Origin of the sequence: Rhodanobacter sp. FW021-MT20 (assembly GCF_041107475.1) — a bacterium.
Taxonomy (GTDB): Bacteria; Pseudomonadota; Gammaproteobacteria; order Xanthomonadales; family Rhodanobacteraceae; genus Rhodanobacter_A; species Rhodanobacter_A glycinis.
Window position 1 is genome coordinate 17,123 of record NZ_JBGBPX010000011.1, and the last position, 24,365, is coordinate 41,487.

Consider the following 24,365-nt stretch of genomic DNA (forward strand, 5'->3'; position numbering starts at 1 on the left):
CTCACGCAGGAAATTCCCGGCCAGCCGCATGATGTCGCGGCTGGCCCTTGCCCTCGCAACCCGCACCCGGTGGCGCTGAGCACGTAACAAAAGTTCCGGACCGCACGTATGTGCGTTCGGTCTCGGTTGCTTTTCGGCATCACTTTGCCTTAACGTCGGGATTACATCGTCTTTCCCCCAAGCTCGACGATGCCATGTACGCATGTTCCTTTCCCCAAGGGCTGCGTGCCACTCAAAAGACGTGTCCTGATACCCGGCCCAACGGCTGGCTCGGGCCATTTTTGTTCGGAGTTTCCATAACAATGAAGCAGAAGACTTTGCTGGCTACCGCCATCACGGCGGCGCTCATGCTGCAAGCGTGGGCGGTTTCGGCGCAGGATGCGTCCCCGGCGCCAGCCCAGACCACCGACAGCAGCGCCCCCAGCGCCGCCAAGGCCAAGAAGCTCGAGACAATCACCGTCACCGGTTCGCGCATTCGCAGCGTGGACGTCGAAACGGCACAGCCCATCGTCTCGATGAGCCGCAAGCAGATCGAAGCCACCGGCCTGACCAACGTCAGCGACGTGCTGCAGCGCATCGTGTCGGCCAACACGCCGGACATCACCCCGGAAGACACGCTGTCCTCGGGCTCGTCCGTCGGCGGCACCTACACCAGCCTGCGCAACCTCGGTTCGCAGCGCACCCTGGTGCTGGTCAACGGCCGTCGCTGGAGCACCGACATCAACGGCCTGACCGATCTGTCGACGATCCCGACCTCGATCATCGAGCGCATCGAGATCCTGAAGGACGGCGCCTCGTCAATCTACGGTTCGGACGCCATCGGCGGCGTGGTCAACATCATCACGCGTGACCATTACAACGGCGCCGAAGCCAACGTCTACTACGGCCAGAACCAGAAGGGCGACGGCCAGCAGCAGGCCTACGACATCACGTTCGGCACCAGCACCGACAAGTCGAACACCGTCTTCACCGCCAGCTACCGCAACGAAGACGCCATCTGGGACAGCAAGCGCGAGCTGACTCGTACCGGTTACGGCCCGCGTCACCCGGAAGACGGTTTCTACACCGGCCCGTGGGGTCGTGTGGTTGATCCGAACGACAAGTCCAAGAGCTATGTCATCAACCATGGCGCCACCGACTCGTCGAACTTCGCGAACTACCACTTGTACGATCCGAACAGCAACGCGGACAAGTACAACACCAATCAGGACATGACGTATCGCGCGCCCTCGCGCCTGAAGAACCTGTTCGCGCAGGAACGCTACAACCTGACCGATAACATCACGTTGCATGCCACGGGCAGCTACAGCGAGCGCACCTCGTCCTCGCAGCTGGCCGGCTATCCGTTCCAGACGAACGGCAACCAGATCGTGAAGATCTCCGGCCAGAACGCCTACAACCCGTTCCCGGGCCAGGACGTGTCATTCTTCCGCCGCACGGTGGAAATGCCGCGTATCACCAACAGCACCGCCAAGATGTCGCACTTCGACGTCGGCGCGGAAGGCTTCTTCGGCCTCGGCGACCAGGAGTGGAGCTGGGACGCGAACTACAGCTACTCCAAGGCTGACATCAACCAGCGCACCACCGGCAACATCAACCTGGTGAACGCCGCCAAGGCACTCGGCCCGACCGCCATGGTCGACGGCCAGGTGGTCTGCGCCAACGCCGACGATCGCGCCGCTGGCTGCCTGCCGTGGAACATCCTGGCTGGCCCCGGTGGCACCTCGCAAGCGGTGATGAACTACGTCAACACCGTGGAGCAGGCTTCGGCCCAGAACACCACGCGTGACTTCACCGCCAATGTCAGCGGCGGTCTGTTCGATCTGCCGGCCGGCACCGTGAATCTGGCCGTGGGCGTCGAGCATCGCCGCCTGGCCGGCTCGTTCACGCCGGACCAGTTCGCTTCCTCGGGCTACTCCACCGACCTGGCCAGCGCACCGACCGTCGGCAAGTACACTGCCAACGAGGCCTACGCCGAGCTCGACGTGCCGCTGCTGCAGGGCCTGCCGGGCGCGCAGGAGCTGGCCGTCAATATCGCCAGCCGCTACTCGCACTACAGCAACTTCGGCAGCACCACCAACAACAAGTACAGCTTCCGCTGGAAGCCGATCAACGACCTGCTGGTCCGCGGCACCTACGCCGAGGGCTTCCGCGCGCCGACGCTGAGCGACTTGTACGGTGGCACCGGCCAGAGCTTCGAAACCTTCCTCGATCCGTGCGACAGCGCCTACGGTGCGGCATCGACCAACCCGTCGGTGGCCAAGGCTTGCTCGGCTGCAGGCGTGCCGGCCAACTACCGCCAGGTCGACGCCTCCGGCAAGCAGATCGCCAGCAATGCCGGCGGCCAGACCCCGACGCCGTTCCTGTCGGGCTCCAACGCCGAGCTGAAGCCGGAAACCTCCACCACCCGCACGCTGGGCCTGGTGTACAGCCCGCACTTCGTGCAGGGCCTGGACTTCTCGCTGGACTACTACAACATCCGGATCAAGAACACGATCCAGTCGGTGCTGGCGTCGGACATCCTGAACTACTGCTACATCCAGAACGATCCGAGCTTCTGCGGTCGCTTCACCCGCAACAGCAGCGGTGTCATCACCAACCTGAACGAGAGCCTGGCCAACCTCGGCGAGCTCAAGACCGAAGGCTACGATTTCTCCGCGCACTACCGTCTGCCGCAGATGACCGCCGGTCAGTTCGTGGTGTCGCTGGACAGCACCTACCTGTCCAAGTACGACATCACCAACGGCCCGGGCCAGCCCACCGAAGGTCAGGCCGGCATGATCGCCGGTACCAACGGCCTGTTCCGCATTCGCGCGAACGCGTCGCTGGACTGGAGCTACGGCAACTTCGGCGCCACCTGGACCGTGCGTTACTACTCGGGCCTGCGTGATGTCTGCTGGGATGCGACCACCGAGTGCAACGAGCCGAACTACACCAACCCGTGGATCGGCACCACCGGCGCCAGCAGCAAGGGCGCAGTGGCGTTCAATGACGCACAGTTCCGTTACAAGCTGCCGTGGAACGCGTCGTTCAGCGTTGGCGTGAACAACATCTTCAACAAGAAGGGTCCGTTCTACTACAACGTCACCAACGCTGGTCAGGGCGAAGGTCCGTACCTGCCGTCGTTCGACATCGACCGTTACTTCTACGTGTCGTACAACCAGAAGTTCTAAGCTCTCCGGAGCCGGACTTCCCGGAAAGGCGGGCCCGCAAGGGCCCGCTTTTTTTGTGGCTTTTCGCGATGCAGGGCGCGCTCCGGCAACAACAGGCACATCACCCCATGAATCCTTTTGCGCCGCCAGCGACTCCATCGGATGCCGGACCTTCTCGGCGCACTCTTACGGAGATATGCATCATGAACAGCACCCAGCTTCTCAAGACAGCCCTAGCCGGCGCCCTGACGCTTGGCATGGCATCCGTCGCCACCGCGTCACCCGCTTCGATGCAGATGACGCCGGCACAGATGAAGATGCAGCAGGCCCGGCTGATGGCCATGGTGAAAAAGGATCACATGCAGCTGTGCTATGGCATCAATGCCGCGTACAAGAATGACTGCAAGTCGGTAGGGCATTCCTGCGCAGGCCAGGACAGCAAAGCGCGTGACCCGAACTCTTTCGTAGCCGTTCCGGCGGGTCTGTGCGAGAAAATCGACGGCGGTGTCGTGAAGGCCATGTAAGGCCAACGCGCCGTGTCGATCTCATCTGCCATTGCCACGGGCGCCCGTCCGATGCCGGCTTCAGCCGGCATCGGCTTGCGTGCTCCGCACATCTACCGCGTTCTGCGTGAACGACCCCGCGTGCCGTGGTTCGAGATACATAGCGAGAACCTGTTTGCCGCCGGCGGAAGCCTGCATCAGGCGATGGAGAGCATTCGCGCTGACTACCCGCTGAGCCTGCATGGCGTGGGGCTATCGCTGGGCTCTGCCGATGCGCTGGACGCGGCGCACCTGACGCGGCTGGCGGCGCTGGTAGACCGCTACCAACCGGCGCTGGTATCCGAACACCTGTGCTGGAGCGCCGTCGGCGGCCGGCACAGCAATGACCTGCTGCCCTTGCCGTTTACCGAAGAAACGGTGACCTTGCTGGCCGCACGGATCAGCCAGGTCCAGGACGCGCTGGGACGCGAGCTGCTGGTCGAGAACGTTTCCACCTACCTGCGCTTTCGTGAAGGTGATTACACCGAATGGGAGTTCGTCGCCGAAGTGGTTCGGCGCAGCGGTTGTGGCCTGCTGTGCGACGTCAACAACATTTACGTCAACAGCGTGAATCACGGCTTCGATCCACGCGTCTATCTGCACGCCCTGCCCCACGATGCGATACGGGAAATCCACCTGGCCGGCTTCACGCGCAAGGACGAACTCGCGGTACCACTACTGATCGACACACATAGCCGTCCCGTGGACGACGCAGTGTGGGCTTTATATGCGGAGGCGATAGCGCGCTTTGGACCGGTTCCGACGCTGATCGAGTGGGATCAGGATATTCCGGAGCTGGAGGTGCTGCTGGCCGAAGCGGCTCGTGCAGAGGGGATATTGCATGCACATCGCACCCTCGCTGCTTGACCTGCAAACCGACTTTCTGGCGGCACTCTACGGCGATCAGGAAGCCACTATCGCCGATCAGCTTGTCGGTGCCGGACTTGCCCCCGCGGCCCGGTTACGCATCTATCGCCATAGCACCGAGCAGATTCATCTCGACGCGCTGCGCACCATCTATTCGGCGCTGTCCGCGCTGGTGGGCGAAGCCTTTTTCGAGCAAGCCGCTGCGGCCTATCACCGCGGGCATCCGTCCTGCTCGGGCAATCTGCAGGCCTTTGGCGAACACTTTCCCGATTTTCTTGAAGGGCTGCCAAATACACGAGCGCTGCCCTATCTCGGCGATGTCGCGCGGCTGGAATGGCGTCGTCAGGTGGTGGCATTGGCCGCCGAATACGACTCCTTGTCCCTCGCCGACTTCGACACTGTCCTGGCGGCGGCGGAAGGAGCCGTGCGGATAACGTTTCAACCCGGCATGCAATGCTGGATCAGCCCATACCCCGTGCTCGCGATCTGGCGCTACGCCACCCAGCCCACGCCAGAACGCCTCGTGCTGTCGACATCAGGCGACCACATGGTGCTCTGGCGCAGCGAAGTCGATGTAGCCATGGCGGGCGTCGATGTGGCCAGCTTCGCCTGCATCGACGCACTCGTCCGCGGCGACACGCTGGACACGGCCTACGCCCTGGCCCGTGCACTGGACCCGGCGTTCGATTTGCCGACCTGCATCACCAGTCTGGTAGACGCAGGATTGGTCACAGCCATCACCCCGTCTCGACTCATGGAGCATGCAGCATGCGCCGACTTCAATCGCTGATTGCCGGCTACATCGACAGTACACACATCGCCGCCAACGGACTCGGCCCAATCGTCCTGCTGCTCATGCGCGTGTGGGTCGCGCTGGCGTTCTGGCATGCCGGACTGGTCAAGTTCGATGATCCCTACGGCACGAAATTCCTGTTCAACACGATGTATCAGGTTCCGCTGCTCTCGCCTGATACAGCCGCCCTCCTCGGCACCTGGATCGAACTGATAGCACCATGGTTGCTGGGTCTGGGCCTTGCCGCACGGCCAACCGCGGCGTTCCTGTTCGTCTACAACATCATCGTGGTGATCTCGTATCCAAGCCTGTGGCCACGCGGCTTCTGGGCCGGCCTGTTCGGCGGCGATTTTAACGACCACAAGATCTGGGCCATGATGTTGCTGGCGGTGATCGCGTGGGGACCGGAAAGACTGTCGCTCGATCACGGACTGGCCCGACTCTGGTCGAACGCGAGCCGCTCGCGGCCGGGACGTTCATGACGACACGACACCCGCCATGTCAAGCTTCGAACCACGCTTGGATCCTTTCCGGCACAAGCAGCCTCTATCAAGTAAACGCCACTCACGCGGTAGCATCGAACAACCTGCGCAGACACCTCATGCGACACGACCCCATTCTGCTGGAATCCGCACGCCAGGGCGACTTGGTCGCGGTGGAGCGTCTGCTGGCCCAGTGCCGCCCCGAGCTGCGCCGGATCGCCCAGTCGCAGTGCGCCAGCAGCGTGGACCCGGACGATGCAGTGCAGGAATCGCTGTTGCTGATCTTCCGGCGCATTGGTGCGCTGCGCACCATTGCCGCATTCCCGGCCTGGACGTTTTCGATCGTGCGGCGCGAGTGTCATCGCCTGTGGCGTGCCATGCACGGCGAAACCCACCTGCCGGAAGACGACGACCACCCGGTATTCACCTACACCGATCATTACGAACTGCGTCGCGATCTGGCTGCTGCCATCCAGTCGCTGCCAGACAAATATCGCGAAGCCATTATCCTGCGCGACTTCGAGGAATTCTCGATCACCGAGATCGCCGACCAGTTGCTGCTGACGCGGGAAGCCGTCAAGAGCCGCATTCACCGCGGCCGGCAGATGGTGCAGGAGTATCTGAAAGACTGATCTTCTTGCAGCGTGGCGCCAAGGCCACGAGGTATCTCCGTCAATTCGGTCCAGTCAGAACCGGAGCTTCCCCCCCGGAGACGAACCGCCCGGGATAATTTCGTATCGAAAATGCGCACGGAAAACGATCCGCGGAATCTGTCGCCTGCGCGGCGGCTCACCCAAGCCAGAAAAACAAAGGCCAGCAACGAGTTGCTGGCCTTTGAAAGATGGCGCCCGAAGTTGGACTCGAACCAACGACCCCCTGATTAACAGTCAAGTGCTCTAACCAGCTGAGCTATTCGGGCGGGGCGAGCTGCGTAGTTTGCGCAACGTGCCGCGAACTGTCAAGACGTTCGCGGCACATCCGGCACCGGTTCGCAGCTCGGCAAGCGTTACTGGGCCTCAACCGGCCCGAACCCGATAACACGGTTCGTAGGCCGTGCCACCCGGCAGCTTCATCCGATGTTGCACCACGAAGGCCTGCAGCAGCGCGTCCAGCGCCTGCATGATGTCCTTGTCGCCGTCGATGTCGAACGGACCACCCTCGCGAATCGCGCGTACGCCTTCATCCTTCACGTTGCCGGCCACGATGCCCGAGAAAGCGCGGCGCAGGTCAGCGGCCAGCTCGTGCCGCGGACGACCATGGCGGATGCTCAGCTCGCGCATCGCCGCGTGGGTCGGCCGGAACGGCTGCTGGAACGCCAACGGAATATCCAGCGCCCAGTTGAAGAAGAACGCATCCTTGTTGTCCAGCCGGTGGTTGCGCACCTTGTCGATGCCACGCACCATCGCGCGCGCCACCATCGCCGGGTCGTCCACCACGATCTGGTAGTGCTGCGCCACCTCGTCGCCCAGGGTCAGGCGCAGGAAGCGGTCGATCTGCTCGAAGTACGCCGCCGACTGCTTCGGACCGGTGAAGATCAGCGGGAACGGGATGCCGGCATTGTCCGGGTGCAGCAGGATACCGAGCAGGTAAAGAATTTCCTCGGCCGTACCCACGCCACCGGGGAACACGATGATGCCGTGGCCCATGCGTACGAAGGCCTCCAGGCGCTTCTCGATGTCCGGCATGATCACCAGCTGGTTGACGATCGGGTTCGGCGACTCGGCCGCGATGATGCCCGGCTCGGTGATGCCGATATAGCGGTTGTTGCGCCGACGCTGCTTGGCGTGCGCAATCGTCGCGCCCTTCATCGGTCCCTTCATCGCACCCGGGCCGCAGCCCGTGCAAATGTCCATGCCGCGCAGGCCGAGCTGGTAACCCACCGCCTTGGTGTAGTCGTACTCCTCGCGCGAAATCGAGTGACCGCCCCAGCACACCACCAGGTTCGGGTCGACGTGCGGTCTGAGCGTGCGCGCGTTACGCAGGATCTCGAACACTGCGTGGGTGATGCCCACCGAATCGTCGAGGTCGAAACCGCCCTGCTCCAGCTGCGTGGACACATAGACGATGTCGCGCATCACCGCCATCAGCAACTCGTTGATGCCGCGGATGATCTGCCCGTCCACGAATGCCTGCGCCGGGGCGTGGGTCAGCTCGATCTTGATGCCGCGATCCTGCTGCAGCACCTGGATGTCGAAGTCGGGGAACAGCTCGAACATCGAGCCCGGGTCATCGCTGATGTTGCCCGAGGTGAGCACGGCCAGTGCGCAACGCCGCAACAGTCCATGCAGGCCCGAGCCACTGACGTCGCGCAGGCGCGCGACTTCATTGCGGGAAAGGATGTCCAGGCCACCGGCGGGGGAAATGCGTGCGCTGACGGTAGCTGCCTTGCCGGCGTGGCCGACACTCGAATCATTCATCTAAACACTCTCCATGCCACTTTCCGGCGGGCACGCGCCCGCCTGGATGCGACAGTCCTCTAGCATCCTGCCTTGCACGTGACGGGGTCAAGACAATAAAAAACCGGCGCCCTCGCAGGCGCCGGTTCCAGAACTTGCTGCAATAACGATCAGAACTTGTAACGCACGGTCAGCTGTACCGACCAACGCTGGATCAGGTCGCCCGTACCATACGAATCGTCATAGATCGGCAGCGTTTGAGGTGCGTAGTTGCCGTTCTTGTCCGTGTAGTTCGAACCACCGATGTCATAGATGTACTTGCCGGTAGCCGGATCGACACCATAGAAATCAGCCAGCGCACGAACACCCGGGAAGCTGGCGCGCTTCTCGATACCCCAATGCTTGTTCAACAGGTTGCCGACATTGTAGATATCGAGACGAACCACGCCCTTGTTGCCCTTGAACAGGCCGGGTATCTCCTGCGAGATCGACATGTCGATCTGGTTGATCCACGGCGCCTTGGTACCGTTGCGTTGGGCGATCTGACCCTGGTGCTTGCGCAGGTAATCGTTGTTCTTGATGTAGGCGTAGAACTGATCGATCTCGGCCTGGCTGGTGCCTGACTTGAATTCCACACCGCCCTGGCGCGGGATGTACGCCAGATCGTTGTAGAAGCTGTCGCCATTGGCATCGTTGCCAAAGGCCCAGCTGTACGGGCTGCCGCTATGGCCGTCGTAGAACGCGCCGATGGTGGTGTAGTAGTTGCCGAAGAAGGCGTGACGCCACGACACCGAGGCGATCGCACGCAGCGGGGTGTTGTAGTTGGAGATGCTGGGCTTGTTCTCGTTCGAGTTGGTGACGTAGACGCCCTTGTAGCTCGACATCGCCACGCTGGACATACCCGGATTCACGTCCGTGGCGCGACTCCAGGTGAAGCCGACCGAGGCCGACCAGTTGTCCTGGAACGGCTTCTTCAAGGCCAGGGTCAGGTTGTTCGATTCGCCGCGGCTGGTGTTGGCCAGGTTGATGATCGCGCTGCTGAACGCCTTGTTGGCGTTGGCCCGGTTCGACTGACCCTTCGCGCGCGGATCAGCATCCGGCAACTTGTAGTAGGTCACGCGGCCGTCAGGCAACACGCCGGTCGGAGCGCCCAGGTTCAGATCCTGATACCAGATCGCATCGCGTGCCTTCAGGTGCTCGAACTCGACCGTGCCGACCAGGCCCCACCACGGCAACTCGGCGTCGTAGCCCAGGCTGAATTTCCAGGCCGACGGCAGATGGAAGTTCGGATCCACCGTGTTGACGGTCTGCTGACTGCTGCCGGTCACACCGTCGTTCTGGTGATACGGATCTGCGCTGAATGCCGGCAGGTCGACGTTGCACGGCGCATTCGACTTGCTCTGGCCGCAGCTGAAACCCGTAACCGTCCGACCCGAATTGGTGTAGATGTTGCCCAGCCACACCGTCGGCGGCTCGGTGATGAACAGGCCGAAACCGCCACGCAGCTGCATCATGCGTTCGGTGTTGAAGGCATAGTTGAACGACATGCGTGGCTGCACCACGCGCTTGCCGCTGACCGTGTACTGGTTGGTATTCAGCACTTCGCCCGTGGGCGTGGTGAAGCCGGCCCCGGCGAAATCCGAGTTGTACATCGGCTTGTCGCTGGTCTGCGGAATGTCAACGCGGAAGCCGTACTGCACCGACAAGCGATCGGTGACCTGCCAGGTGTCCTGCAGGAACAGGCCCCACTGCTTGAGCGTGAAGGCTGCCGCCGTCTGGTTGAGGCTGAGGCCGTCGGCCGGACGGTTGTAGTAGTACGAGTAGTAGTCGCCGTTGATGAAATCGTTCAACGAATCGAACGTGTACGCGCCCATGTAGTCCTGCAGGAACAGGTTGTACTTCTTGTCGCGCGAGTAGTCGAAACCGCCCTTCACGGTGTGGTCGCCCAGGAACAGGATGCCTTCCCACGACGCGTACAGCGACTTGGTGTCGATCTGGTTGGCCTGGTACGAATAGTTGGTGCCGAACTCCACCGACGGGCTGTTGTAAGCCGTGGTGTGGACGGTGATATCCGGCATGTAACCGCCGCTGTACGGGCCGCTGTCCTTCTTGTAGTGCGCGTACGAAAGGGTGGCGTTCGACGAGAACACATCGTTCCAGTCGTCATAGAAATGCAGCGCGTAGCTCTGGTTGTCCACCACCGAGGTGTGCCAGTTGCTCGACAGCACGAGCTTGTTGTACGCGCCGCCACTCGGGAACGGCTGGCTTTCCTTGGTACGGCTCCAGGTGAAGCTGGCACGGTGGTTGTTGGTGATGTTCCAGTCCAGCTTGCCCAGATAGCGCTTGTCTTCCAGGTTCGAATTGCCGCCGGTGTAGTTGCCGATATCGGTCAGGCCGTATTTCGCGGCCGCATTGCGCACGGCCTGCACGTCGGCCGAGGTCAGGCCCGTGATCGGGTTGGTGGTCGACACATCCTCCGGACCATAGGCACTGGTGCCCTTGCCGATCTGCTTGCTCTTCTCGAACGAGGCGAAGAAGAACAGCTTGTCCTTGATGATCGGGCCGCCGAGCGTGGCGCCGGCCGTCCAGGTGCGATCGAAGCCGGCGTACTTTTCCTTCTTGCCGTCGACTTCGTCGCCGATCATGTCGTTGTTCTGGAACACGTAGTACGTGGAACCGTGGAACTGGTTGGTACCGCTCTTGGTCACCGCGTTGATGTTCGCGCCCAGGCCGCGACGGTTGTCCACGTCGTAGTTGGCCACCGAGATGTTGTACTCGGCGATGGTGTCCTGCGAAATCGGCGTGCCGGTGGTGGCCAAACCGTTGGAATTCAGGCCGAACGGGTCGTTGGCGCTCACCGAATCGACGGTGATGTTGTTGTAGCGGAAGTTCTGGCCCAGCGCCGTGATCTTGCCTTCCGCGCGATCACTGATGACCACGCGCGGGTCGAGGCGGGCGATGTCCTGGATGCTGCGTCCCGGGGTCGGGGTCGTTTCCAGCTCACGCTGCGAAACATTGGTACCCACACCCTTGTTGTCCGGCGTGAAGATCTGGTTCAGCACCGTGGCATTCACGGTCACCGCGCCGAGGTTCTGGGCGTTGGCCGCGGCACTGGTCAGCTGCAGGTTGACCGCCGAGACGTTGCCCAACTGCAAGTACACCTTGCCCTGCTCGGCCTGGGTGAAACCGGACTTGGTCGCGGTGATATCGAACGGGCCACCCACGCGCAAACCCTGCGCGGTGTAGCGGCCATCCGCACCCGTGGTGACCACGCGCGTGGTGCCCGAAGGTTCGTGCACGATCGTCACGGTGGCGCCAGACACCGGCTGGCCGGCGTTGTCGAGGATGCGGCCGGTCACGGCGGACGAGGTGACGTTCTGCGCCACGACCGGCGCGGCCACCAGCAGCGAAGCAATGGCAAACGGCAGAAGCTTGGCTCGGATTCGGCTATTCATTATTTTGGGCCCTAATGGATTCGCAACGAAAGTTCTTGCAGAAGAAACCAGACAACGCGCCGCCCGGCTGATGGCCAGGCAGGGTGCACGTGGTAAATCCCCAGTACGTTGTAGGTAGTTCGTGGTGTGACGCAGCGACGGGGCCACCCCGCCTGCCAAATCAATTGTTAAGCGAACTTTAACGTCATTGTATGACAGTTTTCTAACAAGTTCACGCTTTCCGTGCGCTATCGCACGAAAACGATGTCATCCACCGCAATTTCCAGCGTGACGGCGGTAATCCGCGAAAACACCTCTCAAACCGCCAGGTGCAGATACGCCGCGATGCCGCCCAGGAACATCTGCACCGACAGGGCGATCAGCAGCATGCCCATCACGCGTTCCAGCGCGGTCAGCACGCTTTCGCCCAGCCAGCGGAACAGGTAGGTGGAGCACAGCAGGATCACGGCAGTGGCCAGCCACGCGCCGATCAAGGCGATCGCCCAATCGGCGGTGCGTCCCGGCTGGCTGTTGGTGAGCAGCAGCAATGCGGCCATCGCCGACGGGCCGGCCACGCCGGGAATCGCCATCGGCACGATGAAGGGTTCGCCCTCGCCGGTCTTGCCGAAGATGCCGCCGCCATCGGCCGGCGGAAACACCATGCGGATGCCGATCAGGAACAGCACGATGCCGCCGGCGATGCTGATCGAATCGGTCTTCAGTTGCAGCAGGCCGAGGATATGCTGCCCACCGATCAGGAACACCAGCAGCACACCCAGCGCGATCAGCAACTCGCGCACCATGACCTTGCGCCGGCGCTTCGGCGGCACGTCCTTGAGCAGGCTGAGGAACAGCGGAATGTTGCCCAGCGGATCCATGATCAGGAACAGCAGGATCGCCGCCGACAGCGTGGTCATCTGCGCTTCCATCTCAATCCCCTGTGCGTGTGCCGTGTCGTTCGGTGATGCGAAAAAACGTGGAATGTCCGGCGCTCATGCGGAGCGCAGGTCGAGCATGTGGCCTCGCGCCACCACCGCCTGCTCGCCCAGCAGCCATACCGCCGCCTCGGCGGTGGCATCCGGCGTGGGCTGCTGCATGGTGTCCTCGCCGAAATAGGCCAGGCGCCGCAGTGTCGTTCGCATCGGCGCGGGCAGCAGCGCGTGGACGCGCAACGTGCCCTCGTCGTGTTCCTCGTGCAGGATCGCCACGAAGCGCTCGAGTGCCGCCTTCGACACGCCGTAGGCGCCCCAATGCGCACGACTTACCAGTTCGGGATCATCCAGCACGAAGACCACGGCACTGTCCGGCGCGGCGGAGAGCAGCGGCAGGCAGGCCTGGGTCAGGGCGAACGGCGCCGACACATTCACGTGCAGGGCGCGCAGCCACGCGTCCGGTTTGTACATGGCAATCGGTGTCAGTCCGACGAAGCTCGTCGCGCAATGCACGATGCCGTCGAGGCGGCCGAGATCGCGCTGCAACCCCTCGGCCAGCGCCTCGTAGTCACGCGGCGTGGCCGACTCCATGTCCAGCGGATGGATCACCGGCTCGGGCAGCCCTTCGGCCACCATCGCGTCGTAAAGCTGTTCAAGCTGGCGCTTGCGCTTGCCGGTAATGACCACCGTGGCCCCGGCTCGCGCAGCGGCGCGGGCCACCGCACTGCCAAGACCGCCGTAGGCACCGGTGACCAGCACCACGCGGCCGGCCAGCGTATCGGCAGCAGGCGCCCATGCAGCAGGCAACCGCGATACGGGCAAGCTCATGCCTGGTCCGCCTGATTGGCCTGCCTGACCTCGCACGCCATGCGCGCCAGTTCGCCGGACGCCTTCAGGTCCTCGACGATGTCGCAGCCGCCAATCAGCTCACCCTGGATGAACAACTGCGGAAAGGTCGGCCAATTGGCGTAATGCGGCAGCGCAGCACGCACTTCCGGATCGGCCAGCACGTTCACCGCGTGGAACTGCGCACCGGCATCTTCCAGTGCGCGGACGGCACGACTGGAAAACCCGCACATCGGAAATTGCGGCGTGCCTTTCATGAAAAGCACGACGGGATGCCCGGCCAGTACCGCCTTGATTCGCTCGTTAACGTCCATAGCTAGGGATTTCATCATTACAATGCACGGAGAACGCTAGTGTATCAGTCGCACACCGGCCGCCACCGGCGCGTCGGCGCGACCTCCCTCCCTCAGCCAACGCCCAGGAGTCTCAAATCATGGCGATCGAACTTCCCGCCCTGCCCTTCGAAAAGAATGCCCTCGAGCCGCACATCTCCGCCGAAACGCTGGAGTACCACTACGGCAAGCACCATCAGGCGTACGTGACCAACCTCAACAAGCAGATCGAGGGCACGGAATTCGAGAACGCCTCGCTCGAAGACATCATCAAGAAGTCTTCCGGCGGCATGTTCAACAACGCCGCGCAAACCTGGAACCACACCTTCTATTGGAACTCGATGAAGCCCAACGGTGGCGGTGCGCCCAGCGGCAAGCTGGCCGACGCGATCAGCAAGGCGTTCGGCTCGTTCGAGAAATTCAAGGAAGAGTTCAGCAAGTCCGCCGCCGGCAACTTCGGTTCGGGCTGGACCTGGCTGGTGCAGCGCCCGGATGGCGCACTAGGCATCGTCAACACGTCCAACGCGGCCACGCCGATCACCGGCAGCGACAAGCCGCTGCTGACCTGCGACGTGTGGGAACACGCTTATTACATCGACTACCGCAACGCCCGTCCGAAGTACCTGGAAGCGTTCTGGAACCTGGTGAATTGGGACTTCGCGGCGAAGAACCTCGCCTGATCCCGCAAGTCACCCAAAAAAAGCGGCGCCCATGGCGCCGTTTTTTTGTTCGCAAAACCCGGCCGTCCTGTCTTGTGGGTGCAACCGCAGGAGCCCGCTTGCGGGCGATGCTTTTGGCCAGGAGCCGGGAGAGCATCGCTCGCCAGCGGGCTCCTGCCGTGGATCACGCCGACGTGCCGCCCAGCACGCGAAGACCTGGCTCTGCCTGCGCTTCGCGTCCCAGTGCCTGCGCGAGGTCCCGCAAGCGTACCGCCAGCGTCGCGGCGTCGGGGGCGCAGACGGTGGCGTGGCCGACCTTGCGCCCGGGACGCGGTTGCTTGCCGTAGTCATGCCAGTGACCGTCGACGGCGCGGAGTACCGGCGCCATGTCCGGCAATTCGCCAATCCAGTTGAACATGGCCGAGCAGCCGCGCACGCCGGTGTCGCCCAGCGGCATGCCCAGCACCGCGCGCACATGGTTCTCGAACTGGCTGGTGTGCGCGCCCTCGATCGACCAGTGGCCCGAGTTGTGTACGCGCGGTGCCATCTCGTTGCCGAGCAGCTCGCCATCCTTCACGAACAGCTCCAGCGCGAACACGCCCACGTAATCGAGCTGCTCGGCCAGCGTGCGTGCCAGGGCGGCGGCACGTATCTGCAGGTCGTCGATATCCGGTGCCGGCGCCAGGCTCAGCGAAAGCACGCCATCGGTATGCCAGTTGCCGGTCAACGGCCAGGTGCGGAACTCGCCGTCGCGGCCGCGCACGGCCAGCACCGACAACTCGCGCTGGAACGGCACAAAGGCTTCCAGGATCAACCCGTGCGTCGCCGCCGATGCCCCCAGGGCAGCCCAGGCGGCGTCGGCGTCGGCCAGCGTCTTCAGGCGAAACTGACCCTTGCCGTCGTAGCCGAACCGACGGGTCTTGAGCACCGCCGGCGCGCCGATTTCGGCCAGTGCGTGATCCAGCCCGGCGCGGTCGTCCACCGCCATGAAGGCCGGCGTGGCGATGCCGCACTCGCGGAACATCGTTTTCTCGGTCAGCCGGTCCTGTGCCACGGCCAGCGCATCGGAATTGGGATACACCGCCACCTTGCCGGCCAGCCGGCGCGCAGCCTCGGCCGGCACGTTCTCGAAATCGAAGGTTACGACGTCGACCTGCGCGGCAAAGGCATCCAGCGCGGCCTGATCGCTCCAGTCGGCCTGGATGAGTGGCGCCACCTGACCCGCACAGGCGTCGGCGACGTTGTCCACCACCTGCGTTTTCACGCCCAGCGGCGCGGCAGCCAACGCCAGCATGCGCGCCAGTTGGCCACCACCGAGAATCCCGAGCACGGGTTGGCGATAGGTGCTCATGCGCGCGGGTCCGGCTGGTCGAGCACGGCCTGCGTCTGCTTGGCGCGGAAGGCATCCAGCGCGGCGGCCAGTTGCGGATCATGCAGCGCCAGCACCGCGGCGGCGAGCAGGCCGGCATTCACCGCGCCGGCCCGGCCGATGGCCAGCGTACCCACCGGAATGCCGGCCGGCATTTGCGCAATCGACAGCAGCGAATCCATGCCATTGAGCGCCTTCGACTGTACCGGCACGCCAAACACCGGCAGCCGCGTCTTGGCCGCCAGCATGCCAGGCAAGTGGGCGGCGCCACCGGCGCCGGCGATGATGACTTCGATGCCGCGCGCAGGCGCTTCCTCGGCGTAACGGAACAGCAGGTCCGGGGTACGGTGCGCCGATACCACACGCACTTCGTGCGGCACGCCCAGCTCGGTCAGCACTTCGACCGCGTGCGTCATGGTTTCCCAATCCGAACGCGAGCCCATCACCACGCCGACCTTCGGCGCTGCAGCAGTTCCTGTCATGGTCCGGCCGTCCAAAAGGGGTTATTGTACGGGCTTTCACGTAGTGCAACGAAACCCCCATGGACAAGCGCCTGCTCGACATCCTGTGCTGCCCGGTCAGCAAGACGCCGGTACGCCCGGCCAATGCCGCCGAACTGGATGCGCTGAATCGCGCCATCGACGCCGGCCAGCTCGATACCGTGGCGGGCGCCGGCGTGAAGACGCATTTCGCCGAAGCCCTGGTCACGGTCGATCGCAAGGTGGTCTACCGGGTCGACGACGGGATTCCGGTAATGCTGCCCGAGGAAGGCGTCGGCACGGCGCAATTGGCGGATTTCCCCGCCGGAACGTGACCGATTGCGCATGACAAGCGCGACGCATTTGGCTTATCGTGAGGGCCTGCGGACGTGGCTGTTGTCCCGGAACGCCAGCAACACACAGGGGTGTGGCGATGCAGAACGCGAGTGAGCCATCCAACATCGTCGACCTGAGTCAGCGCCTGGACCCGTCCAGCCCGCGCGGCGGCGAGCTGTTGAATGCGGTTCGCGGCATTGCCACGCGACGCCTGCAGCTGTGCCTGGGCAACCTGTTCGAGCAGGTCGACGACGCCCTTTTCGACCTGGCTGAAAAAGCCGAGAACAACGCCGCGCAGATGCACTATTTCGACGGCATGCGCGAGGTGCGCAAGCGCCGTCCGCTGGTCGAGCGCAGCTTCCTTGCCCAGGTCTCGCGCAATCTCGACGATTTCGCCGGCAAGGGGCCGTCTGCCGGCCATGCACCGGCCACCGCGCCCAACGGGCCGACGGAGCTGTCGCTGGTGGCCGACAACGAGCTGGAGGAGTCGCTTGCGATCACCAGCATGATCGGCAAGAACGAAACCCGGCTGGCACGCGACCTGTTCGCGGTGAACCAGCGGCTGTCGGTGATCTGCGGCGGCATGAAGATCGACGACGCCGGCAACCCGCTTGGTCCGGCGGCCCTGTCCCAGTCATTCCGCCAGTCGGTGCGCGAGCTCAGCGCCGACATGCGCGTGAAGCTGATCATCTACAAGCTGTTCGATCGCTACGTGCTGGCCACGCTGGACGAGCTGTACCAGGAAATCAATGCCGAGCTGATCCGGGCCGGCGTGCTGCCGCAATTGCGCCACGAAGTACGTCGTGGCCAGGCGGCGACGGATGCCTCGCCCACCGACACCGTGGCGGGCGCCGCCGTGAGCGACGACCCCGCCGCCGAGGCAGCCGAAAGCGAAGCCGCGACGGAGTTGCTGCACACCCTGCGCAGCCTGTTCCAGGCCCGCCGCGCCCATCCCAACGTGCCGCTGTCGGCGATGAGCCACGGTCCGTTGCCGACCGCGAACGAATTGATCGGCGCGCTCAGCGTGCTGCAGAACCAGGCGGCCACCGTGCCGGCCCCGGGCATCGCCAACCGCGGCACGCTCGACCTGACCCAGGAAGTGCTGCACCTCAAGGAACAACTGCTGTCCCAGCTTGGCGCCTTGCGTGGCGAGCGCCCCGGCCAGGTGGCGACGATCGACGAGGACACCATCGACCTGGTCGGCATGCTGTTCGAGTTCATCCTCGAGGACCGCAACCTGCCCGCGCAGATGCAGGTCATGCTGGCCCGGTTGCAGATCCCCTATCTCAAGGCCGCGATTCTCGACCGCAAGCTGTTCGCCCATCGCCAGCATCCGGCGCGACGCCTGCTCGATGGCCTTGCCGACGCCGCCAAGGGCTGGTCGGCCGAATCCGACCGCGACGGCCGCCTGCTCGACACGGTGAAATCCATCGTCGAGCGCCTGCTGCAGGAATTTGACGACGACCTGGGCATTTTCGAGCGCCTGTGCGCCGAGCTGCAGTCCTTCCAGGACACCACCGGCCGTCGTGCCGAACTGGCCGAACAGCGCGTGGCCGAATCCACCCGTGGTCGCGAAAAGCTCGAACAGGCGCGCCGCCGCGCTGCCCGTGAAATCCTTACCCGCATCGACGGCCATACCCTGCCGCCCTTGATCCACGGCGTGCTGTCGCGCGCATGGGCCAACTACCTGGTGCTGACCATCCTGCGCCAGGGCGAGGAATCGCACGACTACAAGGACGCCCTGCGCTTCGTCAACGATTTCATTGCCAGCACCAAGCCCGCACGTGACGACGAAGCCCGGCGCACGCTGCGGCAGATCCTGCCCGGCATCGAGCGCTCGTTGCGCCGCGGGTTGGCCAATGTCGCCTTCCAGGACAACGACATCGAACGCCTGCTGGCGCAGTTGCACGACTACTACCGCCAGCAACTCGGTGAAGTCGCCGCGCCTGCCACGCCGCCAGATGCGCTCGCCGAGCCCGTCGCACTGCCGATTCCCGACAGTGTGCAGCCGCTGGCGACCAGCGCCGAGGAACTGGACGAGGAAGAGGATGGCGCCATCGAGATGACGCCCGAGGCCAGTGCCGAACTGCAACTGGTTGGCGAACTGCGCCCCGGGACCTGGCTGGAATTCACCTCCCGCAACGAAACCCCCGAGCGCGCCAAGCTGTCGTGGATCAGCCCGATGAGCGGCCGCTACCTGTTCGTCAACCGCCGCGGCCTGAAGGTCGCCGACTACTCGCCGCATGAACTGGCCCGCGCCCTGGCTGCCGGCCAGGTGCAGGTGCTCGACTCCAGCGCATTGTTCGATCGCGCCATGGACGCCATCGTCGGCCGCCTCAGCCAGTCCGCGGACGACCGCCCCACGGATACCGAATGACGCCCGACGCCCGTTTCGCGCCGCCCGATGCCAAGCTGATCACCGCCGATATCGAACGTGCCTTTGCCGAAGACCTCGGCAGCGGCGATGCCACCGCCGACCTGTTGCCAGCCGATGCCCGCGCCAGCGCCCGACTGACCTGCCGCGATGACGCCGTAATCGCCGGCACGCCGTGGTTCGACGCCTGCTTTCGCCGGCTCGACCCCGCCGTGCAAATCGACTGGCAGGCCACCGACGGCCAGCGCGTAGCCCCAGGCAGCGTGATCTGCCAGTTGCAGGGCAACGCCCGCGCGTTGGTCAGCGCCGAACGCTCGGCGCTGAATTTTCTGCAGTTGCTCTCCGGTACGGCCACCGCCACGGCCCGGCATGTCGAGGCCGTGGCCGGCACCGCCGTGCGCGTGCTGGACACCCGCAAGACCCTCCCCGGCCTGCGCCTGGCGCAGAAGTACGCCGTGCGCTGCGGCGGTGGTCACAATCACCGGATCGGTCTCTACGACGCCATCCTGATCAAGGAAAACCACATCATCGCCGCGGGCGGACTGGCGGCGGCAGTGGCCGCGGCGCGCGGCAGCCACCCCGGCCTGCTGCTGGAAGTGGAAGTGGAGAACCTCGACGAACTGACCCAGGCCCTGGTCGCGGGCGTGGATCGCATCATGCTGGACAACTTCACCCCGGCCCTGATGCGCGAGGCCGTGGCACTGACCGCCGGCCGCGTGCCGCTGGAAGTGTCCGGCAACGTCGACCTGGTCACCATCGGCGAGTTCGCACGCACCGGCGTGGACTTCATCTCGGTGGGCGCGCTGACCAAGCACGTGCACGCGGTCGACCTGTCCCTGCGTCTGCAGTTGGACTAGGCGCGCGGCGCCGAGCTTGCGCCGGCCCGATCCCGCCCCCACCCTTCGCGCATGAACGGCCTTTTCGAACTACTGCCACTGTTGATCCTGCTCGCCATCGTGGGCCTGTGGCTGAAGCTGAGCCGCGCCCGCGAGATGGCGGTGGTCGAGGCACGCCGGCAATGCGAGCGGCATGGCCTGCAATTGCTGGACGAAACGGTCGGCCTGAGCGGCGTACGCATCCGCCCCGTCCACGGACAACGCCGACTGGAACGCTGCTACAGCTTCGAGGTAAGCATCGACGGCAACGACCGCGAGCCGGGCCGCCTGTGGATGGTCGGCAGCCATTTCACCGGCCTCAGCCTGCCGACCATCGAAGCGCGGATGCGCGACGATCACGATGGTCCCGCTACGCCACCGAGCACCAGCAACGTGATCCCGCTGCCGCCGCGCGATGGGCAGCACCGGTTGCACTGAGCGGCCACACTTTTGCACGCGCCACCCGGGCCGCGGCATACCTCCCTGCAACGCAAGGGACTCTTCGAGCTTGCGCATAGTCCGGGGCAGGCCATGCGCCCGCATTCCTGCCTTCCGCAAGGCTCGCGTCGGCTGGGGATGCGTTGAACAGAGGCCTGGCAGACCGAGCCATGGCCGAAAAACATTCCGCCGACAGGCCCGGCTACTTCACCACGCGCAGGTGCGCACCGCCGCGACGCGGCTTCTCTTCGTCCGGCGATGGATCCGACGGTGGCGAAGGCGGGGTGCCATCCGGCGGCGGCGTGTCGCCATTGCCGTCGGCGGGGAACATCATGCCCTGCCCGTTTTCCTGCGCGTACAACGCCAGCACGGCCTGCACCGGCACATGGATGTGGTGGCTGACGCCGGAGAACCGCGCCTGGAAGCTGACCCAGTCGTTGCCCAGGTCGAGGTTGGCCACGGCACGCATGGCCAGGTTCAGCACCACCTGGCCGTTCTTCACCACCTGCGGCGGCACCTTCACCCCCTCACGGGTAGCGTCGATCAGCACATAGGGGGTCAAATCGTTGTCGGTGATCCAGTCGTAGATCGCCCGCAGCAGGTACGGACGGTTCGAGGTCATCGGAACGGAAGGGGTATCGCTCACCGCATCGCCTTTTCTTCGGGGGTCAGGCTACGCGCGTAGCCCTGACTGTGAAACAGGCGCTCACCATAATCGATAGCCGGCTTGCCGTCGCGTCCCAGTTCCACGCCCAGCCACGGCAGGCGCCAGATCACCGGAGCCACCAGGCAATCAAGCAGGCTCATTTCGGGATTGAGGAAGAATTTCGAGGCCCGGAACAGCGGCAGCGCAGCCAGCAAATGTTCGCGCAAGCGCTTGCGTGCCGCATCCGCCGGTCGACCACCGGCACGGATATGTTCCACCTCCGGCAGCCAGTCGCGCTCGATCCGCACGGCAGCCACGCGCAGGCGCGCCCGCGAAAGCGGGTCGATCGGCATCAGTGGCGGGTGCGGATAACGTTCGTCGAGGTATTCGCACACCACCGAGGCGTCGTACAACGTGAGGTCACGATCGACCAGGGTCGGCGTATTGCCATAGGGATTCAGGTCGAACAGATCTTCAGGAGGCTTGGCCGGATCGACCAGCACGCGCTCGTAGCCGACGCCCTTGGCGGCCAGTACCAGCCGCACCCGATGGCATTGCACGTCATCGGCCGTCGTATACAAGGTGAGTATGGTGCGTGTACGGGCGCTTGGAACCATGCGCAATCTCCCCTGAAGACGCGTCCGCCGACAGTCTCATGCTGCCGCCGGCACGCCGGAACCGCTTTTAGTGAACGTCCTTCCAGTATTCCTTCTTGAGCAGATAGGCCAGGAAGGTGAACAACGCCAGGAACAGGATCACCCAGACGCCATAGTGGCGCCGCTGCAGGGCGGCCGGCTCGGAGACGTAGTCAAGGAAGTTGACCAGGTCACGCGTGGCCTGCTGGTACTGCGCCGGCGTCATCGTGCCCGGGTGCGACAGCTCCAGCTTCTCGACGGCATGTCCATCCTTGCCCATCACCGCGGTCTGCTCGCCCTGCAGTTCCCATAGCGGGAACGGCATGGCGGCATTGGGCAGGATGGTGTTGTTCCAGCCGATCGGACTCTTCGGATCGAGGTAGAACGAGTTGAGGTAGGCGTAGACCCAGTCGGCACCTTTGGCGCTGACTTCCAGCGAAAGGTCCGGCGGATCCTTGCCGAAGGCCTTGGTCGCCAGCTCGGCCGGCATGTGCGAGATCACCGGATCGTCGAACTTGGCGCCGGTGAAGTTGAGGTTCTGCATCACGTCCTTCTCGGACAGATTCAGATCCTGCGCGATGCGCGAATAGCGCATGTACTTCAGCGAATGGCAACCCACGCAGTAATTGAAGAACAGGTGCGCGCCACGCTGCAGCGACGCCTGGTCGCGCAGGTTGTTGCCGGCAGCCGGCAACTCGGGGCCTTCGGCCCACGCCGATGCACTGCCCAGCAGCAGGCCAAGTGACAGCAGAAGAGTGGAGATAAGCCGCTTAGTCATGCGTCGTCACCCGTTCCGGAACCGGTTTGGTCTTCTCCCAGCCGAGATGCGTGTACAGCCACAGGAACACGAAGAAGCCGAAGTAGGCCAGCGTCATGATGCGGCCGAACACGTTGTCCCACGTGGTCAGGTCGATGTCCGCCCCGAACAGCTTCGGGAACAGCACGTCGGTGAGGTCGGTGCCGATCAGCATCAGGCTCAGGAAGGCGATCACGAAGACCGTGAGCCCCACCTTGTAGCCGGTGCCGCGATAACGGATGGACTTGACCGGACCCACGTCGATCCACGGCAGCGCGAACAGCACCGCGATGGAACCGAACATGGCGATCACGCCCCACACGGCGGTGCCGGCGAACGAGGGCACCATGCGCACGATCGCGTAGAACGCAGTGAAGTACCACACCGGCTTGATCTGTGCCGGGGTCAGCAGGTTGTTCGCCGCGATCGAGTTGTCATGCTCCAGGAACCAGCCACCGAAGGTCGGCGCGAAGAAGATGATGAAGGCGGCCACGATCAGGAACACGCCCACGCCGACCAGGTCCTTCAGCGTGTAATACGGATGGAACGGAATCCCGTCGGCGGGCTTCAGCGCATCCCAGCGGTTGCCCTTGGGACCGTGCTTGACGTCCACACCGTCCGGGTTGTTCGAGCCCACTTCGTGCAGCGCGGCCAGATGCAGCACCACCAGCAACAGCAGCACCAGCGGCAGCGCGATCACGTGCAGCGCGAAGAAGCGGTTGAGGGTGGAATCGGCGGGCAGGAAATCGCCCATGATCCACTCGACCAGATGGCCACCGATCACCGGGATCGTGCCGAACAGCGAGACGATCACCTTGGCGCCCCAGAACGACATGTTGCCCCACGGCAGCACGTAGCCCATGAAGGCCTCGGCCATCAGCACCAGGAAGATCAGCATGCCGAGCACCCACACCAGCTCGCGCGGCTTCTTGAACGAGCCGTACATGATGCCGCGGAACATGTGCAGGAACACCACCACGAAGAACAGCGACGCGCCGGTGGTATGCATGTAGCGGATCAGCCAGCCCCACTCCACGTCACGCATGATGTACTGCACCGAGTCGAAGGCTCCCGCCGCGCTCGGGTCGTAGTTCATGGTGAGGAAGATGCCGGTCACGATCTGGTTGACCAGCACCAGGATCGCCAGCGAGCCGAAGTAGTACCAGAGATTGAAATTCTTCGGCGCGTAATACTCGGTCATGTGCTTGCGGTACATCGGGGCCATGCCCGGTGCCCGCTCGTCGAACCAGCGAACGAATGCGTTGGCCATTACGCAGCCCCCTTCGGATCAACACCAATCTGGACGGTCGTGTCGTCCACGTAGTGGTAAGGCGGAATCTGCATGTTCTTCGGCGCCGGAACGCCCTGGTAGACGCGGCCCGCCATGTCGTAACGCGAATGGTGGCAGGGGCAGTAGTAGCCGCCCTGCCAATCCGGATCGAACGGCTCGGGCTTCATCTCGCCCACGTAGTTCGGAACGCAACCCAGGTGGGTGCAGATGCCGATCATCACCAGCCACTCGGGCTTGATCGAGCGGGTTTCGTTCTGTGCGTATTTCGGTTGCTGATCGGCAGAGCTGCCGTTGGACTTGGGGTCCACCAACCGCGGATCCTGCTTCGGCAACGCAGCCAGCTGTGCCGGCGTGCGGTTGACGATGAAGACCGGCAGGCTGCGCCACGCCACGATCAGCTGCTGGCCCGATTCGACTTTTTTCAACGACTGGGTGACCGGAGCTCCAGCGGCCTTGGCGCGCGCGCTGGGTTCCCACGACTTGATGAAAGGTACCGCAGCCGCTACCACGCCCACGCCGCCAACCACTGCCGTGGTCGCGGTGAGGAATCGGCGGCGGCCATGATCGACGACTTCATTCGCCATCAGGCTCTCCGGATGCTCGCATGCCATTGAGATGCAGGTTTTTGGACCCTGCAAAAATCGCGTTAGTGTAGCGTCAGGGCTTGACACGTACAATCAAGCTCATCATG

At 63.9% G+C, this 24,365-nt stretch carries 23 protein-coding genes and 1 tRNA gene; 11 read left to right on the forward strand and 13 right to left on the reverse strand.

Features of this window, described 5'->3' with window-relative positions; translation table 11 throughout:
* The first annotated feature begins 302 nt into the window (after positions 1-302).
* The 6 genes from AB7849_RS12390 to AB7849_RS12415 all read left to right on the forward strand — a co-directional run bounded on the left by AB7849_RS12390 (position 303) and on the right by AB7849_RS12415 (position 6,468).
* Complete coding sequence (locus tag AB7849_RS12390; protein WP_008212918.1) at positions 303-3,173, forward strand: TonB-dependent receptor domain-containing protein; 2,871 nt, start codon at positions 303-305, stop codon at positions 3,171-3,173.
* A 182-nt stretch (positions 3,174-3,355) separates the two neighbouring features.
* On the forward strand, positions 3,356-3,676 hold the full coding sequence (locus tag AB7849_RS12395; RefSeq protein ID WP_008212923.1) for a BufA1 family periplasmic bufferin-type metallophore: 321 nt from the start codon (positions 3,356-3,358) through the stop codon (positions 3,674-3,676).
* Positions 3,677-3,688: 12 nt separating this feature from the next.
* A complete protein-coding gene (gene bufB / locus AB7849_RS12400; RefSeq protein ID WP_369501116.1) occupies positions 3,689-4,561 on the forward strand; it encodes an MNIO family bufferin maturase in 873 nt (290 codons plus the stop codon).
* Positions 4,536-5,351: an HvfC/BufC N-terminal domain-containing protein gene (locus tag AB7849_RS12405; protein WP_008212926.1), complete on the forward strand. Its 816-nt coding sequence runs from the start codon at positions 4,536-4,538 to the stop codon at positions 5,349-5,351. Before bufB ends, AB7849_RS12405 begins: the two co-directional genes overlap by 26 nt.
* Positions 5,330-5,836, forward strand: coding sequence for a DoxX family protein (locus AB7849_RS12410; protein ID WP_008212927.1), 507 nt, complete (start codon positions 5,330-5,332; stop codon positions 5,834-5,836). The genes AB7849_RS12405 and AB7849_RS12410 overlap by 22 nt, the downstream gene beginning before the upstream one ends.
* A gap of 119 nt (positions 5,837-5,955) precedes the next feature.
* Positions 5,956-6,468: an RNA polymerase sigma factor gene (locus AB7849_RS12415; protein ID WP_008212928.1), complete on the forward strand. Its 513-nt coding sequence runs from the start codon at positions 5,956-5,958 to the stop codon at positions 6,466-6,468.
* A gap of 210 nt (positions 6,469-6,678) precedes the next feature.
* On the opposite strand, the gene AB7849_RS12420 is transcribed toward AB7849_RS12415, so the two are convergent.
* From AB7849_RS12420 to grxD, 6 genes are all read right to left on the reverse strand, one after another.
* Positions 6,679-6,755: transfer RNA gene (locus AB7849_RS12420), tRNA-Asn, on the reverse strand.
* Positions 6,756-6,852: 97 nt separating this feature from the next.
* Positions 6,853-8,253 (reverse strand): nucleotide 5'-monophosphate nucleosidase PpnN, encoded by a 1,401-nt coding sequence (gene ppnN, locus AB7849_RS12425; protein WP_008212929.1) that lies wholly within the window; start codon positions 8,251-8,253, stop codon positions 6,853-6,855.
* A gap of 149 nt (positions 8,254-8,402) precedes the next feature.
* Positions 8,403-11,687, reverse strand: a complete 3,285-nt coding sequence (locus tag AB7849_RS12430; RefSeq protein ID WP_369501117.1) for a TonB-dependent receptor — start codon at positions 11,685-11,687, stop codon at positions 8,403-8,405.
* Positions 11,688-11,983: 296 nt separating this feature from the next.
* On the reverse strand, positions 11,984-12,583 hold the full coding sequence (locus AB7849_RS12435) for a YhgN family NAAT transporter (RefSeq protein WP_008212932.1): 600 nt from the start codon (positions 12,581-12,583) through the stop codon (positions 11,984-11,986).
* A gap of 75 nt (positions 12,584-12,658) precedes the next feature.
* Positions 12,659-13,426 (reverse strand): SDR family NAD(P)-dependent oxidoreductase, encoded by a 768-nt coding sequence (locus AB7849_RS12440; RefSeq protein ID WP_008212935.1) that lies wholly within the window; start codon positions 13,424-13,426, stop codon positions 12,659-12,661.
* Positions 13,423-13,758: a Grx4 family monothiol glutaredoxin gene (gene grxD, locus AB7849_RS12445; RefSeq protein ID WP_008212936.1), complete on the reverse strand. Its 336-nt coding sequence runs from the start codon at positions 13,756-13,758 to the stop codon at positions 13,423-13,425. Before grxD ends, AB7849_RS12440 begins: the two co-directional genes overlap by 4 nt.
* 119 nt (positions 13,759-13,877) lie before the next feature.
* On the opposite strand from grxD, the gene AB7849_RS12450 reads away from it, so the two are divergent.
* Positions 13,878-14,456 carry a superoxide dismutase gene (locus AB7849_RS12450; protein WP_008212937.1) on the forward strand — a complete coding sequence of 193 codons (579 nt, stop codon included), beginning with the start codon at positions 13,878-13,880 and terminating at the stop codon, positions 14,454-14,456.
* 163 nt (positions 14,457-14,619) lie between these two features.
* Here AB7849_RS12450 and AB7849_RS12455 read toward each other — a convergent pair whose 3' ends face one another.
* Together AB7849_RS12455 and purE are read right to left on the reverse strand one after the other, a co-directional pair.
* On the reverse strand, positions 14,620-15,786 hold the full coding sequence (locus tag AB7849_RS12455) for a 5-(carboxyamino)imidazole ribonucleotide synthase (RefSeq protein WP_369501118.1): 1,167 nt from the start codon (positions 15,784-15,786) through the stop codon (positions 14,620-14,622).
* Complete coding sequence (gene purE / locus AB7849_RS12460; protein ID WP_037100480.1) at positions 15,783-16,286, reverse strand: 5-(carboxyamino)imidazole ribonucleotide mutase; 504 nt, start codon at positions 16,284-16,286, stop codon at positions 15,783-15,785. The genes AB7849_RS12455 and purE overlap by 4 nt, the downstream gene beginning before the upstream one ends.
* A gap of 59 nt (positions 16,287-16,345) precedes the next feature.
* Between purE and AB7849_RS12465 the strand changes: the two genes are divergently transcribed.
* The 4 genes from AB7849_RS12465 to AB7849_RS12480 all read left to right on the forward strand — a co-directional run bounded on the left by AB7849_RS12465 (position 16,346) and on the right by AB7849_RS12480 (position 20,306).
* Positions 16,346-16,618, forward strand: a complete 273-nt coding sequence (locus AB7849_RS12465; protein WP_008212941.1) for a Trm112 family protein — start codon at positions 16,346-16,348, stop codon at positions 16,616-16,618.
* A 98-nt stretch (positions 16,619-16,716) separates the two neighbouring features.
* Positions 16,717-18,996: a DUF1631 domain-containing protein gene (locus AB7849_RS12470; protein WP_008212942.1), complete on the forward strand. Its 2,280-nt coding sequence runs from the start codon at positions 16,717-16,719 to the stop codon at positions 18,994-18,996.
* Entirely contained in the window at positions 18,993-19,850 is an 858-nt protein-coding gene (gene nadC / locus AB7849_RS12475; protein ID WP_369501119.1) for a carboxylating nicotinate-nucleotide diphosphorylase, read from the forward strand. Before AB7849_RS12470 ends, nadC begins: the two co-directional genes overlap by 4 nt.
* A gap of 51 nt (positions 19,851-19,901) precedes the next feature.
* Entirely contained in the window at positions 19,902-20,306 is a 405-nt protein-coding gene (locus AB7849_RS12480; RefSeq protein ID WP_008212578.1) for a DUF3301 domain-containing protein, read from the forward strand.
* Positions 20,307-20,508: 202 nt separating this feature from the next.
* Here the strand turns inward: AB7849_RS12480 and AB7849_RS12485 are convergent, their stop codons facing one another.
* The 5 genes from AB7849_RS12485 to petA all read right to left on the reverse strand — a co-directional run bounded on the left by AB7849_RS12485 (position 20,509) and on the right by petA (position 24,258).
* Positions 20,509-20,928, reverse strand: a complete 420-nt coding sequence (locus AB7849_RS12485; RefSeq protein ID WP_008212577.1) for a ClpXP protease specificity-enhancing factor — start codon at positions 20,926-20,928, stop codon at positions 20,509-20,511.
* A 20-nt stretch (positions 20,929-20,948) separates the two neighbouring features.
* Complete coding sequence (locus AB7849_RS12490) at positions 20,949-21,569, reverse strand: glutathione S-transferase N-terminal domain-containing protein (protein ID WP_008212576.1); 621 nt, start codon at positions 21,567-21,569, stop codon at positions 20,949-20,951.
* Between the two features lie 67 nt (positions 21,570-21,636).
* Positions 21,637-22,365, reverse strand: coding sequence for a cytochrome c1 (locus AB7849_RS12495; RefSeq protein WP_008212575.1), 729 nt, complete (start codon positions 22,363-22,365; stop codon positions 21,637-21,639).
* Entirely contained in the window at positions 22,358-23,653 is a 1,296-nt protein-coding gene (locus AB7849_RS12500; protein ID WP_092702895.1) for a cytochrome b, read from the reverse strand. The genes AB7849_RS12495 and AB7849_RS12500 overlap by 8 nt, the downstream gene beginning before the upstream one ends.
* Complete coding sequence (gene petA / locus AB7849_RS12505) at positions 23,653-24,258, reverse strand: ubiquinol-cytochrome c reductase iron-sulfur subunit (RefSeq protein ID WP_092703059.1); 606 nt, start codon at positions 24,256-24,258, stop codon at positions 23,653-23,655. The genes AB7849_RS12500 and petA overlap by 1 nt, the downstream gene beginning before the upstream one ends.
* Between the last annotated feature and the right edge of the window lie 107 nt (positions 24,259-24,365).

Coding starts and splice junctions, on each gene's coding strand:
- petA (WP_092703059.1), bottom strand. CDS start 24,258: ATGGCGAATGAAGTCGTCGATCATGGCCGCCGCCGATTCCTCACCGCG.
- AB7849_RS12410 (WP_008212927.1), top strand. CDS start 5,330: ATGCGCCGACTTCAATCGCTGATTGCCGGCTACATCGACAGTACACAC.
- AB7849_RS12470 (WP_008212942.1), top strand. CDS start 16,717: ATGCAGAACGCGAGTGAGCCATCCAACATCGTCGACCTGAGTCAGCGC.
- nadC (WP_369501119.1), top strand. CDS start 18,993: ATGACGCCCGACGCCCGTTTCGCGCCGCCCGATGCCAAGCTGATCACC.
- AB7849_RS12480 (WP_008212578.1), top strand. CDS start 19,902: ATGAACGGCCTTTTCGAACTACTGCCACTGTTGATCCTGCTCGCCATC.
- AB7849_RS12450 (WP_008212937.1), top strand. CDS start 13,878: ATGGCGATCGAACTTCCCGCCCTGCCCTTCGAAAAGAATGCCCTCGAG.
- AB7849_RS12415 (WP_008212928.1), top strand. CDS start 5,956: ATGCGACACGACCCCATTCTGCTGGAATCCGCACGCCAGGGCGACTTG.
- AB7849_RS12430 (WP_369501117.1), bottom strand. CDS start 11,687: ATGAATAGCCGAATCCGAGCCAAGCTTCTGCCGTTTGCCATTGCTTCG.
- AB7849_RS12495 (WP_008212575.1), bottom strand. CDS start 22,365: ATGACTAAGCGGCTTATCTCCACTCTTCTGCTGTCACTTGGCCTGCTG.
- ppnN (WP_008212929.1), bottom strand. CDS start 8,253: ATGAATGATTCGAGTGTCGGCCACGCCGGCAAGGCAGCTACCGTCAGC.
- AB7849_RS12500 (WP_092702895.1), bottom strand. CDS start 23,653: ATGGCCAACGCATTCGTTCGCTGGTTCGACGAGCGGGCACCGGGCATG.
- AB7849_RS12395 (WP_008212923.1), top strand. CDS start 3,356: ATGAACAGCACCCAGCTTCTCAAGACAGCCCTAGCCGGCGCCCTGACG.
- AB7849_RS12465 (WP_008212941.1), top strand. CDS start 16,346: ATGGACAAGCGCCTGCTCGACATCCTGTGCTGCCCGGTCAGCAAGACG.
- AB7849_RS12435 (WP_008212932.1), bottom strand. CDS start 12,583: ATGACCACGCTGTCGGCGGCGATCCTGCTGTTCCTGATCATGGATCCG.
- AB7849_RS12490 (WP_008212576.1), bottom strand. CDS start 21,569: ATGGTTCCAAGCGCCCGTACACGCACCATACTCACCTTGTATACGACG.
- AB7849_RS12485 (WP_008212577.1), bottom strand. CDS start 20,928: ATGACCTCGAACCGTCCGTACCTGCTGCGGGCGATCTACGACTGGATC.
- AB7849_RS12390 (WP_008212918.1), top strand. CDS start 303: ATGAAGCAGAAGACTTTGCTGGCTACCGCCATCACGGCGGCGCTCATG.
- AB7849_RS12455 (WP_369501118.1), bottom strand. CDS start 15,786: ATGAGCACCTATCGCCAACCCGTGCTCGGGATTCTCGGTGGTGGCCAA.
- AB7849_RS12440 (WP_008212935.1), bottom strand. CDS start 13,426: ATGAGCTTGCCCGTATCGCGGTTGCCTGCTGCATGGGCGCCTGCTGCC.
- AB7849_RS12405 (WP_008212926.1), top strand. CDS start 4,536: ATGCACATCGCACCCTCGCTGCTTGACCTGCAAACCGACTTTCTGGCG.
- grxD (WP_008212936.1), bottom strand. CDS start 13,758: ATGGACGTTAACGAGCGAATCAAGGCGGTACTGGCCGGGCATCCCGTC.
- purE (WP_037100480.1), bottom strand. CDS start 16,286: ATGACAGGAACTGCTGCAGCGCCGAAGGTCGGCGTGGTGATGGGCTCG.